Raw genomic sequence first — 16,591 nt, forward strand, 5'->3', positions numbered from 1 at the left:
ACCTTCAACGTACCGGGATGACGCGGACGTGGGCAGTATCTATTTGATTCGACATGGCCAGGCCTCCTTTGGTGCAGACGACTATGACGTCCTGTCGCCGACCGGTATTCGCCAGGCAGAAATCCTCGGCCAACACCTGGCCGAGCTGGGTATCAGCTTCGATCGCTGCCTCTCGGGTGACCTGCGCCGTCAGCAACATACCGCCAACAGCGCGCTGGAACAGTATGCCGCCGTGGGCCTGCCAGTGCCGACCCTGGAAATCGATCCTGCCTTCAATGAGTTCGACGCCGACGCGGTCATCCGCGCGCTGCTGCCGGCCATGCTGGAGGACGAACCCGAGGCGCTGGACATCCTGCGCAACGCCGCGCAAAACCGCGCCGAATTCCAGCGCATCTTTGCCCTGATCATCGAACGCTGGCTAGCTGGCACCTATGACACGCCGGGCCTGGAAAGCTGGCTGGGTTTTGTTGAACGCGTGCAAGCCGGCCTGCAACGAATCCTGGAAAGTGCCGACAGCACCCATAAAATCGCCGTGTTTACCTCCGGTGGCACCATCACTGCCCTGCTCCACCTCATTACACACATGCCTGCCCGGCAGGCATTCGAACTGAACTGGCAAATCGTCAACACCTCGCTCAACCACTTGAAGTTCCGTGGTCGCGAGGTGGCGCTGGCTTCCTTCAACAGTCATGCACACCTGCAACTGCTGAAGGCCCCGGAACTCATCACGTTTCGTTGAGTCCGGACTATTGTGACCCTGGCTGTAATCACCCAGCTGTAATTACCCTGCTCTTATTACCCAAGAAAGGATCGAACCATGACCTCCGTAGCTGATGCCGTACAAGCAATGAAAGCCAAGTTCAACCCAGCCGCTGCTGCCGGTCTGGACCTGGTATTCGGTTTCCGCATCGACGACACCAAGAACTTCTCGCTGATCGTCAAAAACAGCACCTGCGAGCTGCAAGAAGGCGAAAACCCTGACGCTCAGGTCACCCTGGTGATGGACGGCGAAACCCTGGAAGGCATCGTTGACGGTTCGACCGACGGCATGCAAGCGTTCATGGGCGGCAAACTGCGCGCTGAAGGCGACATGATGCTGGCGATGAAACTGTCCGAGCTGTTCCCAGGCTAAGACGGCGGCTCCCGACCTTCGGGAGCCTGTCTGGCTATCAACGAATCCCGCCCCTTGTGGCGGGATTCGTCGTTTTCCGACCGCGGAAAACGCCCCCCTGCGGATTCACCGTCTATATTCCTTCTGGCCGCATGCGTCAGACATCGGCTGTTTGCCCCCGACCCCATTGCGCGGAGCACGGCCATGAGCCCACCTGACGACCCTGACGGTTTTAACCGCCGACGTGTACTGCAAGGCCTTTCGGCAGGTGCTGTCGGTGCCTGGATCAGCCCGCTTTTCGCAGGGAGTAAAACCATGCCCGATACCCCCGCCGACCTCATTCTGTACAACGGACGCCTGCACACCGTTGACCGCAAAAAACCCCAGGCCAGCGCCGTCGCGATCAAGGACGGACGCTTTGTGGTGGTTGGCAGCGATGCCCAGGCCATGGCCCTGCAAGGCCCTGGTACGCACATCATCGACCTGCACGGTCGCACAGTGATTCCCGGCCTCAATGACTCGCACCTGCACCTGATCCGTGGCGGCCTCAATTACAACCTCGAACTGCGCTGGGAAGGCGTGCCGTCACTGGCCGATGCCTTGCGCATGCTCAAGGACCAGGCCGATCGCACACCCACGCCGCAATGGGTGCGGGTGGTTGGTGGCTGGAACGAATTCCAGTTTGCCGAGAAGCGCTTGCCAACGATTGATGAATTGAACAAGGCCGCGCCAGATACCCCGGTGTTTGTCCTGCACCTCTACGACCGCGCCCTGCTCAATCGCGCCGCACTGAAAGTGGTCGGTTATACCCGCGACACCCCGAACCCGCCGGGCGGTGAAATCCAGCGCGACGCCAACGGCGACCCGACCGGCATGTTGATCGCCCGACCCAATGCGATGATCCTGTATTCGACTTTGGCCAAGGGGCCGAAACTGCCTCTGGAATACCAGGTCAACTCGACCCGCCAGTTCATGCGCGAACTCAATCGCCTGGGCATCACCAGCGCCATCGATGCCGGCGGCGGTTACCAGAACTACCCGGACGACTATCAGGTCATCCAGCAATTGGCCAAAGACCAACAACTCACGGTGCGCGTCGCCTACAACCTGTTCACCCAGAAACCCAAGGAAGAACTGACCGACTTCAAGAACTGGACCAGCACTTCACATTACGGCCAGGGCGACGATTTCCTGCGGCACAACGGTGCCGGGGAAATGCTGGTGTTCTCGGCGGCGGATTTCGAAGACTTCCTCGAACCGCGCCCGGACCTGCCGCAAACCATGGAGCAGGAACTGGAACCGGTGGTTCGGCATCTGGTGGAGCAACGCTGGCCGTTTCGCTTGCACGCCACATACAACGAATCCATCAGCCGCATGCTCGATGTGTTCGAGAAGGTTAATCGCGACGTTCCATTCAACGGTCTGCCGTGGTTTTTCGACCACGCCGAAACGATCACGCCGCAAAACATCGAACGGGTCAAAGCCTTGGGCGGTGGTATTGCGATACAGGACCGGATGGCGTTTCAGGGCGAGTATTTCGTCGACCGTTACGGTGCCAAAGCCGCCGAACACACCCCGCCCATCGCGCGCATGCTCGCCGAAGGCCTTCCGGTTGGCGCCGGCACCGATGCCACCCGCGTTTCCAGCTACAACCCCTGGACGTCGATGTATTGGCTGGTCAGTGGCCGCACGGTCGGTGGCCTGGAACTGTACCCGCAAGGCTTGAGCCGCGACACGGCGCTGGAGCTGTTCACCCATGGCAGTGCCTGGTTCTCTTCCGAGCAGGGCAAGAAAGGCATGATCAAAGTCGGGCAACTGGCGGATTTGATTGCACTGTCGGCGGACTATTTCCACATCGAGGATGAAGCGATCAAATGGATCGAGTCGGTGCTGACCATTGTCGACGGCAAGATTGTCCACGGCACCCATGAGTTCGAAAAACTCGGGCCGCCGCCGATTCCTGTGGTGCCGGAGTGGTCGCCGGTGACCAAGGTGCCGGGGCACTGGAAACACCTGACACCGATGACCGCACAGGTTCATCAATGCGCAGGTGCCTGCGCGGTGCATGCGCACAGCCATGAGCGGGCGCGGATGTCGTCAGCGCCGGTCAGTGACTTTCAGGGATTCTGGGGCGCGTTTGGCTGTTCGTGTTTTGCGTTTTGAACAATGATCCCGCAAACACCATCAATCCCCTGTGGGAGCGAGCTTGCTCGCGATAGCGGTCTGACATTCAATATTGATGTTGACTGACAGGGCCTCATCGCGAGCAAGCTCACTCCTACAGGGGGGCTGCGTTGGGCGGGAATCAGGGTTGCAGCAACAACGCGATCAGCGCGCTCCATCCCGTCTGATGGCTCGCCCCCATCCCGCGTCCGGTTTCCCCATGAAAATACTCATGGAACAACACCAGGTCGCGGCTGGCAGCATCCGCCTGCAGCTGTGGATACGCCGCCATTGACGGCCGATTGCCCGCGTCATCGCGAAGCACCAGCCCGGTCAGTCGCTGGCTCAAGCGGTCGGCGACTTCTTCCAGTGACGCCAGGAATCCTGACCCCGTCGGGTATTCCACTGAAAAGTTCTGATCGTAATAACGATGAAACTCGCGCAAGGATTCGATCAGCATGTAGTTGATCGGCATCCACACCGGCCCGCGCCAGTTGGAATTGCCGCCATAAAGCCTGGACTCTGATTCTGCTGGCTCGTAATGAGCACACAGTTGGTCACCGTTGATCAGCAATCCAAAGGGCTGTTCAGCAAAGGCTTTGGACAACGAACGAATCCCGAATGGAGAGAGAAACTCGCTTTCATCGAGCATGCGCCTGAGCAGGTCCTTGGTGCGCTCGCCACGCAACAAAGCCAGGAGGAACCGGTTGCCTTCGCCCGGTTCCGTCCAGCGTGAAACCAGGCTGGCGAGGTCCGGGCGATGGCGCATGAAACCGAGCAGACGCTCACGCAGTCCGGGTAGCCCTTCATGCTCGTGTTGCTCCAGCACCTGCACGGCAAACAGCGGCATCAGGCCGACAATCGAGCGCAAACGCAGCGGTTCGTTTACGCCATCGGGACGATGCAGCACGTCGTAGAAGAATTGATCCTGTTCGTCCCACAATCCTTCGGCGTCGGAGTCAACCCGGTTGATTGCCCCGGCGATGTAGAGGAAATGTTCGAAGAACTTCACCGCAATGTCGACGTACACACTGTTGCGCTTGGCCAACTCCAGCGCGATGCGCATCAGGTCCAGCGCATAAGCGGCGACCCACGCCGTGCCGTCGGCCTGATCCAGTTGATAACCGGGTGGCAATAACGCCGAACGGTCGAACAATGCGATGTTGTCCAACCCGAGAAATCCACCCTGAAACAGATTGCGACCTTCCGCGTCCTTACGGTTGACCCACCAGGAAAAGTTCAGCAGCAGTTTGTGGAAGATCCGTTCAAGAAAGTCCATGTCGCCGACGCCCGTCAGCGCCTTGTCCTGCTGATACACCCGCCAACACGCCCAGGCATGCACCGGCGGGTTAGCGTCGTCGAATCGCCATTCGTAGGCTGGTAACTGGCCATTGGGGTGCATGAAGCGGTCTTTGACCAGCAGCAATAATTGATGCTTGGCGAATCCAGGGTCGATCAGCGCGAACGCCACCGCCTGAAAGCCCAGGTCCCACGAGGCGTACCACGGGTATTCCCACGTATCGGGCATGGAGACGATGTCGAAATTCGACAGGTGCCGCCAATGCGTATTGCGAATGTGCGAGCGCCCGGCAGGTGGCGGCGGTTGCGCCGGGTCGCCGTCGAGCCACTGGTTGACGTCGAAGTAATACAGCTGTTTCGACCAGAGCAACCCGGCCAGCGCCTGACGCTGAACATTGCGCGCATCCGCATCAGCGATACCGGTTTGCAGCGCCGCGTAAAACTCATCGGCTTCAGCGCGACGCCGCTCGAACAGTGTTTTGGCATTGACCCGGGCCGCGTCGGTCGGGGCAAAACGCAGGTAGACGCATCGGCTCTGACCAGCCTCGAACGCCAGGATAAAATGCGCGGCCACGCGAGTTCCCGTGTCATCGCGGATCGCATCGTTGTGGCCATCGACGATGAAGTCGTTGATGCCGTCCTTGAACGGACCACTCGCAGCCACGCCGTCCAGTTTGGGGAAGTTGCTCTCGTTGTTGCAGAACAGCCATTGGCAGTCTTCCTCGCCCCAGGCGCGGGCCTGCCGATCGGCGAGTTGCGGGTGCCGGGCCAGGACCTCATCGCCGCTCAGCGTGAGGCTCGGTTGCGGCACGTCCGCCGCCCAACTCCAGGTGTTGCAGGCCCAGAGTTGCGGCAACACGTGAAGCCGTGCTGGCTGATCGGATCGGTTATGCACGGTGACGCGCATGAAAATGTCATCTGCCGCCTGTTTGGCGTATTCCACCGTCACGTCGAAATAACGGTTGTCTTCAAACACGCCGGTGTCGAGGATTTCATACTCGGTATCGGCCAAGCCACGGCGGCCATTTTCGGCCACCAGGTCTGCATAGGGGAATTCAGCCTGCGGATACTTGTAGAGCATGCGCATGTAGGCATGACTGGGCACGCCATCGACGTAGAAATACAGCTCTTTGACGTCCTCGCCATGATTGCCTTCGGCGTTGTTCAAGCCAAACAGACGCTCCTTGAGAATCGGGTCACGCTCATTCCATAAGCCCAGCCCCAGACACCAGTGCTGAGCCTTGTCACTGAACCCGGCCAGCCCGTCCTCGCCCCACCGATAGGCCCGGCTGCGGGCGTGTTCGTGAGGAAAATAGCGCCAGGCATCACCGTCGGCGCTGTAGTCTTCGCGCACCGTGCCCCATTGGCGTTCGCTCAAGTAAGGCCCCCATTCGCGCCAGGCCTCGGCATGGCTGCCAGCCAGACGCAGGCCTTCAGTGGTATCGAGGATGTTTGCTGCGTGCTTTACCGTCATGGGTCGGGCCGTTGGGCTGGAGACGGTTGCAGTGTAGTGCGCACGCCCCACCAGCAATGTGAAAACCATGACACCTCGCCACAGGGTGGGAGTGCTCCTACAATGCTCGCACTTCCCGCACCGGCCGCCCCATGGACATCGACCTCGCCCGCACCTTTCTGGAAATCGTCCGCCACGGCAGCCTCGCTGCCGCCGCCGAGAAGCTCCACGTCACCCAGACCGCGATTACCGCGCGCGTGCAGAAGCTTGAAAGCCAGCTGGGCAGCACGCTGTTCGTGCGCAACCGCGCAGGCGCGCGCCTGACGCCGAATGGCGAGGCCTTTGTGGTGTACGCCAATCAACTGGTCGAGACCTGGGAAGCGGCGCGTCGGGATTTGCCGTTGCCTGAGGGTTACCGCGATGTGCTGCACATCGGTGGCGAAGTCAGCCTGTGCAACCCGTTGATGCTCAGTTGGGCCGGCGAACTGCGCGAGAAGATTCCCAGCCACGCCTTGCGCATGGAAATCCGTGACGGCGAAAACCTCTTGCGGCAACTCGAACTGGGCGTACTCGATGCCGCGCTGGTCTATCAGCCGGAGTACTGGCCGCGACTGCAAGTCGAGCAGGTACTGGAAGAAAAACTGGTGCAGGTGCGCCTCGCCGGCAAACCCGATCCTTACGTGTACATCGACTGGGGTGCGGACTTCCGACGCCAGCACGATGCCGCCCTGCCGGAAAAAGCCAAAGCCCCGCTGAGCTTCAACCTCGGCCCGCTCGGCTTGCAGTACATCCTGGAAAATGGCGGCAGCGGCTATTTCCGCACGCGCGTGGTCCGTAGTTACCTGGAAAGCGGTGTACTGGAAGCCGTGCCCAAGGCCCCGGAGTTCAGTTACCCGACCTACCTGGTGTACTCGCGTGATCGTGACTCGGCGACCCTGCAGCGGGCCTTCGATTTGTTGCGTGAATTGATCCAGTCCGATGAAGACTGGTCGCAGCGCTGGAATCCGCTGACCTGAGCACACCGGATCATGGCGTTTGTGTCCTCTAAGTAGCGCCAGCCTTTGCAGGGAGATCAGCTAATCTGCTGGTTATAACAATAAGCACAGGTGAACGCAGTGAGGCAAACCACCCAAGACTTCCGCAGCCGCTACCGCGCCGCTATACACCCCCTCTACAACCCCTGGCTGCACGGCGCGTTTGTGCTGGTTTTCGGGGTGCTGGCCATCGGCGGATTCTGGAGCACCGTGCATCAGGTGACTCCACTGGAATGGCTGGCGGTGCCGATCACGCTGCTGTTCTTCAACTTCGGCGTGTACAAGGTGCACCGAGAGTTGGGGCATCACAAAAAGAGCTTCGCGCGGATGTTCTACGCTCGTCATGCCGGCGACCATCACAGCTTTTTCGCCCCTGGCCACATGACTTACGACAGCGCCCGGGATTGGCGGGTGATTCTGTTTCCAGCCTGGCTGATCGTGGTGCATACCGTGGTCATTACCCTGCCCCTGTGGTGGCTGCTGGGTCGCTTCGACACCAACGTCGCCGGCTTGTTTGGCGGTTGTCTGGTGCTCGGCTACCTGACCTATGAAGTGTTTCATGCCTGTGAACACCTGCCGCCCGGCAACCCGGTCACGCGCTTGCCATGGATTCGCCAGATGCGTCGCCTGCATGAGCTGCATCACCGCCGCGAGCTGATGCAGGAGCGTAACTTCAACATCGTGTTTCCGCTGATGGATTACCTGTTCGGCACCCTGTACTGGGAACCGGATCATGACCCCTTGCCCTTGACGAGAACGCCCATGACCCGCATGCAGCACCAGATCGTTATCGCTGGAAACCCGATTGACGTGCTGGCCTACGCCAGCAGCGTCACCCGTTGGCCGGAGTGGCATCCGTCGTCGCTCAAGGTCGACGGTCAGCCCGGGCCACTGCACGCCGGCTCGCGGTTCGAGGAAGACATCAGGGCCGGCGGGCGCGACGGGCACTTGAGCTGGGAGGTCAATGAATACCTGCCGGGGCGCCGTTGGAGTGCCCAGGCGCGGGGCGATCACGGCTTGTCGCTGGTGGTGACTTACGAATGCGCGGCCGACGCCGACGGCACACAATTTATCCGCACGCTGGAGTATCAATTCGCGGGGGTAGCGATGCGCATCGCCAATCAGCTATTGCTCAAGCGGCGCATCGAGCGTGAATCCGCCGAGTCCATGCTGGCCTTGCGCGAGATGGCGCAACAACAACTGACACTCGCCGGAGCCCCTGTGTGAGAAGACTTATCAAATTCCGGCATCTGGTGTTACTGCTCTTGATTGCCCTGTGTGCCTTCCTGTTGCTGTTCCCGACCAAAGTCCGCCCCGTGGCCTGGAATCCGCCGCCGGCGCCCTCCCTCACCAGCGGCGTCTACGCCGACAATGAACGCCTCAAAGGCGTGGAGCGTGTCGGCCCGGCTGACATCGAGGGACCGGAGGCACTGCTGCTGGAGAGCGATTCGCTGATTACCGGCCTGCATGACGGCCGGTTGATTCGCACGAGCATCGACGGCAAACAAACCAAAGTGCTGGCCGATACCGGCGGCAGACCATTGGGCCTGGCGCGTCACCCCAATGGCTTGCTGGTGGTCGCGGACGGGGTCAAAGGGCTGCTTTCGCTGGATGCCCAAGGCCAGTTGATTCCGTTGAGCACCACGGCGGGCGGCGTGCCTTTTGGCTTTACCGATGACGTGGCCATCGACAAGGCCGGGCATTTCGCCTATTTCAGCGACGCTTCCAGCCGTTGGGGTTACGGCAAGGATGGCGAGGCGATCATCGAACATGGCGGCGACGGGCGTTTGCTGCGGTATGACTTTCAGACCGGCAAGACCGATGTGTTGCTGGACAAGCTCGAGTTTGCCAACGGTGTGACGCTGGGGCCGGACGACGCCTTTGTGCTGGTCAACGAAACCGGCGCTTACCGCATCAGCCGCTTCTGGCTGACCGGACCGAAAGCCGGCACGCACGACCTGTTTATCGACAACTTGCCGGGGCTGCCGGATAACCTTTCGTTCAACGGCCGCGACCGGTTCTGGGTCGCGCTGTATTCACCGCGCAACGGCTTGCTCGACCGCACGGCACCGCACCCGTTCGTGCGCAAGATGATTGTCCGGGCGCTGAAGGTGCTGCCTAAACCGGTGGAGAACCGGGCCTTTGCTCTCGGGCTGGATGTGGATGGCAAGGTGATAGCCAATCTGCAGGACGGCAGCAGCGGCAATTATTCGCCGATCACGACGGTGCGCGAGTACGGAGACTGGCTGTATTTCGGGTCATTGAAGGCGAAAAACATGGCGCGATTGCCACTCGCCACCGCCCTCCAGAAATAACACCAACCCTTGTGGGTTACTCAGGATCTGGGGCGTCCGCCGTTTCTTCACGCTCGCGCAACGGGTCGTCATCCTCGGCATCCGGATGGGTCGTGATGTGGTTCGGGCTCAACGGCTCGGGATGAGTCGGGATCGGGTCGTACCCGCCCTGCTCTTCGCTCGGAAATCTGGGATTGGACATAAGGCACCTCTCAGTGAGTCGTTAACGATGACTCATGACATTCGAGGTGCCGGTTTTGACGCCGTTCCACTTTTCAGTCACCGGTCGTCGGTGACTCGGTACGACGCATCAGGACGATGCCTGCAATTGCTGGACGATCTTGTCCTTGACCAACAAGCGATGTTCCTTGAGTTTCTTCAACTGGTCATCACTGGGCGCATCGGATTTCGCGGTCTCGGCCTTCACCACTTCAGCGTCCGCCTGGGAATATTTGTTGATCAGCGAATCCAGTAACGGATCCTTGGTGCGTCTTTGCTGGATCTCTTCCTTTGAAACCTTCAAGTCCTGATACAGGTCATGGTTCACCGGCATGGAACACCTCCGTTTGATGATCGGTAGCAAACGCGATCGATTGCGTTCACCAACTATCAGAATGGCCTTGGTTTGCGCGTTCTGTCGACCACCTGTCAGACCAGCGGTGTCCGTTCGTCGTCCTGTCGCAAATGCGATAAAACCTTTGCTCCGGCGCCAACCTCCACTGAGTAACGATCCACCGGATCGCCTACCCAAACCTGTGTGGAGAATGACCAATGGACGGATTCACCCTGCGCCACCTCGCCCTGGCCGTCGCCTTGAGCAGCAGCATGGGCACGGCATTTGCCGCCACCTCCAATGATTTCGTCGACAAAGCGGCCGCTGGCGGCATTGCCGAGATCGAAACCAGTCGCCTGGCGCTGGAAAAAAGTTCTTCAGCCGACGTCAAGGCCTTCGCCAACATGATGATCACCGATCATTCCAAGGCCAACGATGAACTGGCGGCCCTGGCGAAAAAGAACGACATCGAGGTGCCGGACTCGACGACGCTGGTCAAGCAGGCCAAGGAGAAAATTCTCGACATGCGCGACGAGTCCTTTGACGCGGCGTATGCCAACAACCAGGTAAAAGCCCACGAAGACACCATCGAGCTGTTCAAGAAAGAAGCCAACACCGTGACGGACGACAAGGTTAAAGGCGCCACAGCGTTGAAAGGTTTCGCACAACAAATGCTGCCCGCCCTGGAAAAACACCTGGAAATGGCGAAAAAACTCCAGGCCGCCCACCCCGACAAATAACACCACACAAACCTGTGGCGAGGGAGCTTGCTCCCGCTGGACTGCGCAGCAGGCCCATCTGTTGGGGCCGCTTCGCTGCCCAGCGGGAGCAAGCTCCCTCGCCACGATTTGATCTGCGCAGGTGGCCCGAAAACAGGTGTGGCGCCTCCCGCATTCCAGTCAAAAAATCGCCGCCTGAAGCAGTGCCGACTAGAGTTACCGGGCAACTTACCGCCGTAACGAAAAAAACCTGGGCAAAACGAACAACTATTTCATTCGGCAAAGGTCACTGACTTCACGCCGGTCGTTTTTCACAGGGAACCGGCAAAGACTCATTCAGGAGCGCAAGGACATGGCAGCACTGCAAATCAGCACACTCGATGCGATGAAAAACAATCAGGCACAACTGCTTACCGAATGGATCAAGGGACTGGAAGCCAATGGCGCTGCCCGTAACCTTAAAGAACAGGACCTCAAGCAACAAACCGCCGAGTTTCTGCATCTGGTGGTCAGCGGCCTGGAAAAGGGCAACGGGCAGAATGTCGCCGCGCCGGGTTGGGACGAGGCGCGTCAATACCTCGAAAAACTCTCCCACAGCCGCGCCCTGCTCGGCCAGGACTCCCACCAGACCGCCAGCTTCATCTTCTCGCTCAAAGGCCCGCTGTTCGGCCTGTTGCAAAGCCACTACAAAGACAACCCGGCCGTACTCGCCGAGCAACTCTGGGAAGTCTCCGAACTGCTCGATGCCTTGGGCATGCACACCATTCGCACTTTCCAGAAATCCCGCGAAGCAGTGATCAAGCGTCAGCAGGAAGAATTGCTGGAGCTGTCGACCCCGGTGGTCAAGCTCTGGGACGGCGTTCTGGCGCTGCCGATGATCGGCACCCTGGATTCGCAGCGCACCCAAGTCGTGATGGAATCGCTGCTGCAACGGATCGTCGACACCGGTTCGGAAATCGCCATCATCGACATTACCGGCGTGCCAACCGTCGATACCCTGGTGGCTCAACACCTGCTCAAAACCGTGACCGCCATTCGCCTGATGGGTGCCGACTGCATCATCAGTGGCGTGCGTCCGCAGATCGCCCAAACCATCGTGCACCTGGGCCTGGACCTGCAAGGCGTGGTGACCAAGGCCAACCTGGCCGATGCCCTGAAACTGGCCCTGACCCGCCTGGGAATCACCGTCAGCAAGACGGTATAAGCCCATGGATCGAATTCCAATTCTGCAGATGGGCGACTTTCTGCTGGTGACCATCCAGGTCGACATGCACGACCAACTCGCCCTGACCCTTCAGGACGATTTGTCCGAGCGCATCAGCCGGACATCGGCGCGTGGTGTGTTGATCGACATTTCCGCACTGGACATGGTCGATTCGTTCATTGGCCGGATGATCGGGACCATTTCCGGCCTGTCGAAAATCATGGACGCCGAAACCGTGCTGGTGGGCATGCAGCCGGCGGTAGCGATCACCCTGGTCGAGCTGGGCCTGACCCTGCCGGGCGTCAGCACGGCGTTGAACGTCGAGCGCGGGATGAAATTGCTGCTGGCACGAGTGCGCGAGCAATGACCCCGCGCAGCAGTGGCACTCATCCCATTCACATTGAGCAGGACGTGGTGCTGGCCCGGCAATTGGCGCGCAAGCTCGCTACCGAATGCGGCATGCGCCTGATCGACCTGACCAAACTGGTGACCGCCGTCAGCGAGCTGGCGCGTAACACCATGGTCTATGGCGGCGGTGGCGACATGGACTGGCAAATCATCGACGAAAATTCGCGCGTCGGTCTGCGCCTGACCTTCCGCGACGAGGGCCCGGGCATTCCCGACATCAAACTGGCAATGACCGACGGCTGGACCTCCGGCAGCGGTCTCGGGCTGGGCTTGACCGGGGCCAAACGGTTGGTCGACGAGTTCGAACTGGACACCGCGCCCGGCCAGGGCACTCGCATAACGATCACCCGATGGACATGAACATAACAGGCACCCTGACCGAGGTGCTGATGATCGAAGACAGCAGCCAGATCGGTCATGCCCGGCGCACCGCGCAAAAACTCGCCGAAACAATCGGCTTTGACGCCACCGATGCCGGGCGCGTGGCGCTGGTGGCCACGGAACTGGCGAGCAACGTGCTCAAGCATGCCACCCGTGGCGAATTGCACCTGCGGACCCTGCCGTTTAAAGACGGTCAAGGCATCGAGATGCTGGCGGTGGATCGCGCACAGGGCTTTGATGTGCACGCGTGCCTGACGGACGGCTTCTCCACTGGCGGCACTCAGGGCATTGGCCTGGGTGCGGTGTCACGTCAGACCGACGTGTTCGATGTATACGCCGATTCAAGGGGCGCCGTGCTGTTGGCCCGTTTGTATCCGCGCACCCACAAGGTCGTGGACCTGCGATTGGGCGTCAGCCAGCACTCGCTGGCCAATGACCCGGCGTGCGGCGATGTCTGGCACCTGGCGATTGACGGGCAGAATCTAAGCGTCTTGGTGATTGACGGCCTCGGCCATGGCGAAGAAGCTGAACGCGCCGGCCGTGCCGGTGAAAAAGCCTTCGCGCACGCGCCATTCGCCTCACCAGTGCTGCTGCTTGAAGACATTCACCAAGCCATGATCGGCACCCGTGGTGGGGCGTTGGCCTTCGCCCAGTTCGACGCGCAACTCGACAAACTGACCTTCACCGGCATTGGTAACATTGGTGCCAGCCTGATCGCAGCGGACAAGTCCCGTGGCCTGGCGTCCCATCCCGGCATCGTTGGCGGCCAGTATCGAAAAGCCCAACCCTTTGACTATGCTCACGTGAATGGACATCTACTGATCATGTACAGCGACGGCTTGCAGTCCCGATGGAATTTGCATGACTACCCCGGCCTGGTGCACCGGCATCCCGCCGTGATAGCCGCCGTCCTGCACCGCGACTTCTGTCGCGGGCGGGACGATGTGACGGTATTGGTCGTCGCCCTGGAGGCCGCCCATGGCTGAGTCACCCACCCTCACGCCCGACGATCCTTCGGCACTGATCGCACGTCTGCAAAGTGAAACTGCAGCCTTGCGCGAGGAGCTCGATGAAACCAATCAAGGCGTGCTCGCGCTGTACGCCGAACTCGACACCCAGGCCGAAGAGTTGCGTCAGGCCTCGGACCTTAAAAGCCGTTTCCTGTCGTACATGAGTCATGAATTTCGCACGCCGCTGGGCTCGATCCTGAGCATTGCCAGCCTGTTGAGCGATGAACTTGATGGCCCACTGAGCCCCGAGCAACACAAGCAGGTGACCTTCGTCAGCACCGCCGCGCGGGAGTTGAGCGACATGGTCGACGATTTGCTCGACCTGGCGAAAATCGAGGCCGGGCGGATCACCATTTCCCCGGCGTGGTTCGACATGTTCGACTTGTTCTCCGCCCTGCGCGGCATGTTTCGCCCGATTGTCGACGCCAGCGCCGTGGACCTGATCTTCGAAGAACCGGTGGGTTTGCCGCGCCTGTACACCGATGACAAGAAGCTCGCGCAAATCCTGCGCAACTTCATTTCCAATTCGCTGAAGTTCACCACGCGCGGTGAAGTGCGCGTGTCGGCCCGGCTCCAAGGCACCGACCACGTGCGCTTCGCCGTCAGCGACACCGGAATTGGTATCGCTGCCGAGCTACATGGCGCATTGTTCGAGGACTTCTCCCAAGTCGATTCGCCCTTGCAAAAGCGCTTGCGCGGCACCGGCCTGGGATTGTCGCTGTGCAAACGCTTCGCCGCGTTGCTGGGCGGCGAAGTCGGGGTCGAGAGTACACCGGGGGTCGGTTCGACCTTCTTCGTGATCATCCCGCTGGCCATCGCCATGGAGCCTGCCGATGAAACGTGACATCCGCCTGCTGATCGTCGACGACAACGTTGCGACGCGCTATGCCTTGCGCCGGCGCCTGGAAGCTCACGGTTACCTGGTGCTGGAGGCCGGGACCGGTGGCGATGGCCTGGCGCTGATCGACAGCGAAACCATCGACGCGCTGATTCTGGACGTCAACCTGCCGGACATGAGCGGGTTCGACATCGTGCGCAAGCTACGCTCCGAGGCTGCCACCGCGCTGCTGCCGGTGATTCACGTATCGGCCGCCTCGATCCAGACCGGCGACATCATCACCGGCCTCGATGCCGGGGCCGATGCCTACCTGATCCACCCCGTGGACCCGGACGTGTTGCTGGCCACACTGCGCACCCTGCTGCGGGTGCGCGACACTGAAAACGCCCTGCGTGAAAGCGAGGCGCGGTTCCGCGAGATTTTCGTCAACGTGTCGGCACCGATCGCGGTGCTGGACGCGGATTTCAAAGTGCACGAATGCAACCACGCTTTTTCCCGATTGATTCAGGACAATGTTGACCCGGATACGCTGGGTGAATGCTTCGCCGAGGACCAGGAAGCGGTGATCGAGGAACTGCGCCTGCGCCTGATCGCGGGCGAGCGCTGGAAAGGCATTTTGAATATGCGCGTGGAAGGCGAATTGCGCGAAACCGAGTGGCAGATTTCGCCGTACCGCACACCGGGTTTGAGCCTGGTGTTCGTCGAAGACGTCACCGAACACCGCCATCGCGAACGCTCGCACCTGGCCCGACTCGACGACGCCACTTCACAACTGGAACGTGAAATCGCCGAGCGCGTGCGCACCGAAGCCCAGTTGCTGCAAGTGCAGAAGATGGACGCGTTGGGCAAGTTGACCGGCGGCATCGCCCATGACTTCAACAACCTGCTGACCGGCATCATCACCAGCCTGGAGCTGATCCAGAAACGCGTCGCCGATTCACGCACCGACAAGGTTGCGTTCTATGCCGATGCGGCGTTGAACTCGGCCATGAGCGCCGCCGCCCTGACCCATCGGTTGTTGGCTTTCGCCCGTCAGCAACCGCTGGATACGCGGCCGGTGGACATCAACGAACACATTCGCTCCCTCGAAGAATTGCTGGTGCGCACCATCGGCGAACACATTGCGCTGAAACTCGAGCTGACCTCCAAAGCGGCGATTGCGCTGGTCGACCCGATTCAGCTGGAAAGCGCCGTGCTCAACCTGGTGATCAACGCCCGCGATGCGTTACCGCAAGGCGGGAACATCTGGGTCAGCACCTATGCGGCGTATTCCCACGGCGACCTGAAACTGGCGGATGGCGCCTACGTTGCACTGTCGGTTCGAGATGACGGTACCGGCATCGAGCACAGTGTGATCGACAAGGTGTTCGACCCGTTTTTCACCACCAAGCCGCTGGGCCAGGGCACCGGTCTGGGACTATCGAGTATTTACGGTTTCGCCCGGCAATCAGGCGGCGATGCGCACATCCGCAGCGTCGCCCGACGCGGCACCGAAGTGACCATCATGCTGCCAGCCAGTTCGGACCCGACCACGGCCGATGTCGTCTCAGAGACGGTGGATCAACAAGGCTCGGGTGAACATGTGCTGATTGTCGAGGACATGCCTTCGGTGCGCATGTTCGTCGCCGAGGTGCTGGCGGATGCGGGTTATCGCTGCACTCAGGCGGGCGATATCGAGGCGGCCCTGGAGCGCCTGCAGAACGATCCGTCGATCGATCTGATGCTGACGGACGTTGGCCTGCCGCGCATGAACGGCCGCGAATTGGCGGATGTAGCGCGAGGGTGGCGGGAGGGATTGCCGATCCTGTTCATGACCGGTTATGCGGAAAACGCGATCAACCGCCAATTGTTCCTCGGGGACGGCATGGAAATGCTGATCAAGCCGTTCCAGATCAGTGAATTGCTGGACAAGGTCAGACGCACACTCGGTTACGCCTGACAGACCGCCTTCGCGAGCAGGCTCGCTCCCACAGTTGACCGCATTCCAATGTGGGAGAGAGCCTGCTCGCGAAGGGGCCAGCAAAAACAACCCATCAACCCCTGCCCAGCTCATCCCCCACAGCCAACCACATTCCAATGTGGGAGCGAGCCTGCTCGCGAAGAGGCCAGCAAAAACAACCCATC

16 protein-coding genes are annotated in these 16,591 nt (G+C 60.4%); 13 read left to right on the plus strand and 3 right to left on the minus strand.

The window, feature by feature from the left end; all coding sequences use genetic code 11:
- Window positions 1-28: 28 nt before the first annotated feature.
- From ACWKV5_RS18220 to ACWKV5_RS18230, 3 genes are all read left to right on the plus strand, one after another.
- The gene (locus ACWKV5_RS18220; RefSeq protein ID WP_483842418.1) at window positions 29-739 is read left to right on the plus strand and encodes a histidine phosphatase family protein; all 711 of its coding nucleotides are present in this window, start codon (window positions 29-31) and stop codon (window positions 737-739) included.
- Window positions 740-817: 78 nt separating this feature from the next.
- Complete coding sequence (locus ACWKV5_RS18225; protein ID WP_483842419.1) at window positions 818-1,132, plus strand: SCP2 sterol-binding domain-containing protein; 315 nt, start codon at window positions 818-820, stop codon at window positions 1,130-1,132.
- 294 nt (window positions 1,133-1,426) lie between these two features.
- Window positions 1,427-3,274 (plus strand): amidohydrolase, encoded by a 1,848-nt coding sequence (locus ACWKV5_RS18230; protein ID WP_483842420.1) that lies wholly within the window; start codon window positions 1,427-1,429, stop codon window positions 3,272-3,274.
- A 142-nt stretch (window positions 3,275-3,416) separates the two neighbouring features.
- On the opposite strand, the gene ACWKV5_RS18235 is transcribed toward ACWKV5_RS18230, so the two are convergent.
- Window positions 3,417-6,047, minus strand: a complete 2,631-nt coding sequence (locus tag ACWKV5_RS18235) for an MGH1-like glycoside hydrolase domain-containing protein (protein WP_483842421.1) — start codon at window positions 6,045-6,047, stop codon at window positions 3,417-3,419.
- 131 nt (window positions 6,048-6,178) lie between these two features.
- Here ACWKV5_RS18235 and ACWKV5_RS18240 point away from each other — a divergent pair, with 131 nt between their 5' ends.
- From ACWKV5_RS18240 to ACWKV5_RS18250, 3 genes are all read left to right on the plus strand, one after another.
- Entirely contained in the window at window positions 6,179-7,042 is an 864-nt protein-coding gene (locus ACWKV5_RS18240; RefSeq protein WP_483842422.1) for a LysR family transcriptional regulator, read from the plus strand.
- A gap of 99 nt (window positions 7,043-7,141) precedes the next feature.
- A complete protein-coding gene (locus tag ACWKV5_RS18245) occupies window positions 7,142-8,287 on the plus strand; it encodes a sterol desaturase/SRPBCC family protein (RefSeq protein WP_483842423.1) in 1,146 nt (381 codons plus the stop codon).
- Complete coding sequence (locus tag ACWKV5_RS18250; RefSeq protein WP_483842424.1) at window positions 8,284-9,375, plus strand: SMP-30/gluconolactonase/LRE family protein; 1,092 nt, start codon at window positions 8,284-8,286, stop codon at window positions 9,373-9,375. Before ACWKV5_RS18245 ends, ACWKV5_RS18250 begins: the two co-directional genes overlap by 4 nt.
- A gap of 16 nt (window positions 9,376-9,391) precedes the next feature.
- On the opposite strand, the gene ACWKV5_RS18255 is transcribed toward ACWKV5_RS18250, so the two are convergent.
- Both ACWKV5_RS18255 and ACWKV5_RS18260 read right to left on the minus strand, forming a co-directional pair.
- On the minus strand, window positions 9,392-9,556 hold the full coding sequence (locus ACWKV5_RS18255; protein WP_483842425.1) for a hypothetical protein: 165 nt from the start codon (window positions 9,554-9,556) through the stop codon (window positions 9,392-9,394).
- A gap of 108 nt (window positions 9,557-9,664) precedes the next feature.
- The gene (locus ACWKV5_RS18260) at window positions 9,665-9,907 is read right to left on the minus strand and encodes a DUF465 domain-containing protein (protein ID WP_027923752.1); all 243 of its coding nucleotides are present in this window, start codon (window positions 9,905-9,907) and stop codon (window positions 9,665-9,667) included.
- Window positions 9,908-10,125: 218 nt separating this feature from the next.
- Here ACWKV5_RS18260 and ACWKV5_RS18265 point away from each other — a divergent pair, with 218 nt between their 5' ends.
- The 7 genes from ACWKV5_RS18265 to ACWKV5_RS18295 all read left to right on the plus strand — a co-directional run bounded on the left by ACWKV5_RS18265 (window position 10,126) and on the right by ACWKV5_RS18295 (window position 16,406).
- Window positions 10,126-10,647 carry a DUF4142 domain-containing protein gene (locus tag ACWKV5_RS18265; protein ID WP_483842426.1) on the plus strand — a complete coding sequence of 174 codons (522 nt, stop codon included), beginning with the start codon at window positions 10,126-10,128 and terminating at the stop codon, window positions 10,645-10,647.
- Window positions 10,648-10,978: 331 nt separating this feature from the next.
- Window positions 10,979-11,830 (plus strand): STAS domain-containing protein, encoded by an 852-nt coding sequence (locus tag ACWKV5_RS18270; protein WP_483842427.1) that lies wholly within the window; start codon window positions 10,979-10,981, stop codon window positions 11,828-11,830.
- A gap of 4 nt (window positions 11,831-11,834) precedes the next feature.
- Window positions 11,835-12,197, plus strand: a complete 363-nt coding sequence (locus ACWKV5_RS18275) for an STAS domain-containing protein (RefSeq protein ID WP_483842428.1) — start codon at window positions 11,835-11,837, stop codon at window positions 12,195-12,197.
- On the plus strand, window positions 12,194-12,598 hold the full coding sequence (locus tag ACWKV5_RS18280; RefSeq protein ID WP_483842429.1) for an anti-sigma regulatory factor: 405 nt from the start codon (window positions 12,194-12,196) through the stop codon (window positions 12,596-12,598). Before ACWKV5_RS18275 ends, ACWKV5_RS18280 begins: the two co-directional genes overlap by 4 nt.
- Window positions 12,595-13,605 carry an ATP-binding protein gene (locus tag ACWKV5_RS18285; RefSeq protein ID WP_483842443.1) on the plus strand — a complete coding sequence of 337 codons (1,011 nt, stop codon included), beginning with the start codon at window positions 12,595-12,597 and terminating at the stop codon, window positions 13,603-13,605. Before ACWKV5_RS18280 ends, ACWKV5_RS18285 begins: the two co-directional genes overlap by 4 nt.
- The gene (locus tag ACWKV5_RS18290; RefSeq protein ID WP_483842430.1) at window positions 13,598-14,473 is read left to right on the plus strand and encodes a sensor histidine kinase; all 876 of its coding nucleotides are present in this window, start codon (window positions 13,598-13,600) and stop codon (window positions 14,471-14,473) included. The genes ACWKV5_RS18285 and ACWKV5_RS18290 overlap by 8 nt, the downstream gene beginning before the upstream one ends.
- Window positions 14,463-16,406: a response regulator gene (locus tag ACWKV5_RS18295; protein ID WP_483842431.1), complete on the plus strand. Its 1,944-nt coding sequence runs from the start codon at window positions 14,463-14,465 to the stop codon at window positions 16,404-16,406. Before ACWKV5_RS18290 ends, ACWKV5_RS18295 begins: the two co-directional genes overlap by 11 nt.
- The last annotated feature ends 185 nt before the right edge of the window (window positions 16,407-16,591 follow it).

The organism is Pseudomonas oplopanacis (genome assembly GCF_057128725.1).

What these genes read in the sequence shown, in the direction of transcription:
- ACWKV5_RS18255 (WP_483842425.1), bottom strand. Translation starts at nt 9,556, where the DNA reads ATGTCCAATCCCAGATTTCCGAGCGAAGAGCAGGGCGGGTACGACCCG.
- ACWKV5_RS18285 (WP_483842443.1), top strand. Translation starts at nt 12,595, where the DNA reads ATGAACATAACAGGCACCCTGACCGAGGTGCTGATGATCGAAGACAGC.
- ACWKV5_RS18225 (WP_483842419.1), top strand. Translation starts at nt 818, where the DNA reads ATGACCTCCGTAGCTGATGCCGTACAAGCAATGAAAGCCAAGTTCAAC.
- ACWKV5_RS18275 (WP_483842428.1), top strand. Translation starts at nt 11,835, where the DNA reads ATGGATCGAATTCCAATTCTGCAGATGGGCGACTTTCTGCTGGTGACC.
- ACWKV5_RS18290 (WP_483842430.1), top strand. Translation starts at nt 13,598, where the DNA reads ATGGCTGAGTCACCCACCCTCACGCCCGACGATCCTTCGGCACTGATC.
- ACWKV5_RS18230 (WP_483842420.1), top strand. Translation starts at nt 1,427, where the DNA reads ATGCCCGATACCCCCGCCGACCTCATTCTGTACAACGGACGCCTGCAC.
- ACWKV5_RS18265 (WP_483842426.1), top strand. Translation starts at nt 10,126, where the DNA reads ATGGACGGATTCACCCTGCGCCACCTCGCCCTGGCCGTCGCCTTGAGC.
- ACWKV5_RS18235 (WP_483842421.1), bottom strand. Translation starts at nt 6,047, where the DNA reads ATGACGGTAAAGCACGCAGCAAACATCCTCGATACCACTGAAGGCCTG.
- ACWKV5_RS18280 (WP_483842429.1), top strand. Translation starts at nt 12,194, where the DNA reads ATGACCCCGCGCAGCAGTGGCACTCATCCCATTCACATTGAGCAGGAC.
- ACWKV5_RS18260 (WP_027923752.1), bottom strand. Translation starts at nt 9,907, where the DNA reads ATGCCGGTGAACCATGACCTGTATCAGGACTTGAAGGTTTCAAAGGAA.
- ACWKV5_RS18295 (WP_483842431.1), top strand. Translation starts at nt 14,463, where the DNA reads ATGAAACGTGACATCCGCCTGCTGATCGTCGACGACAACGTTGCGACG.
- ACWKV5_RS18270 (WP_483842427.1), top strand. Translation starts at nt 10,979, where the DNA reads ATGGCAGCACTGCAAATCAGCACACTCGATGCGATGAAAAACAATCAG.
- ACWKV5_RS18240 (WP_483842422.1), top strand. Translation starts at nt 6,179, where the DNA reads ATGGACATCGACCTCGCCCGCACCTTTCTGGAAATCGTCCGCCACGGC.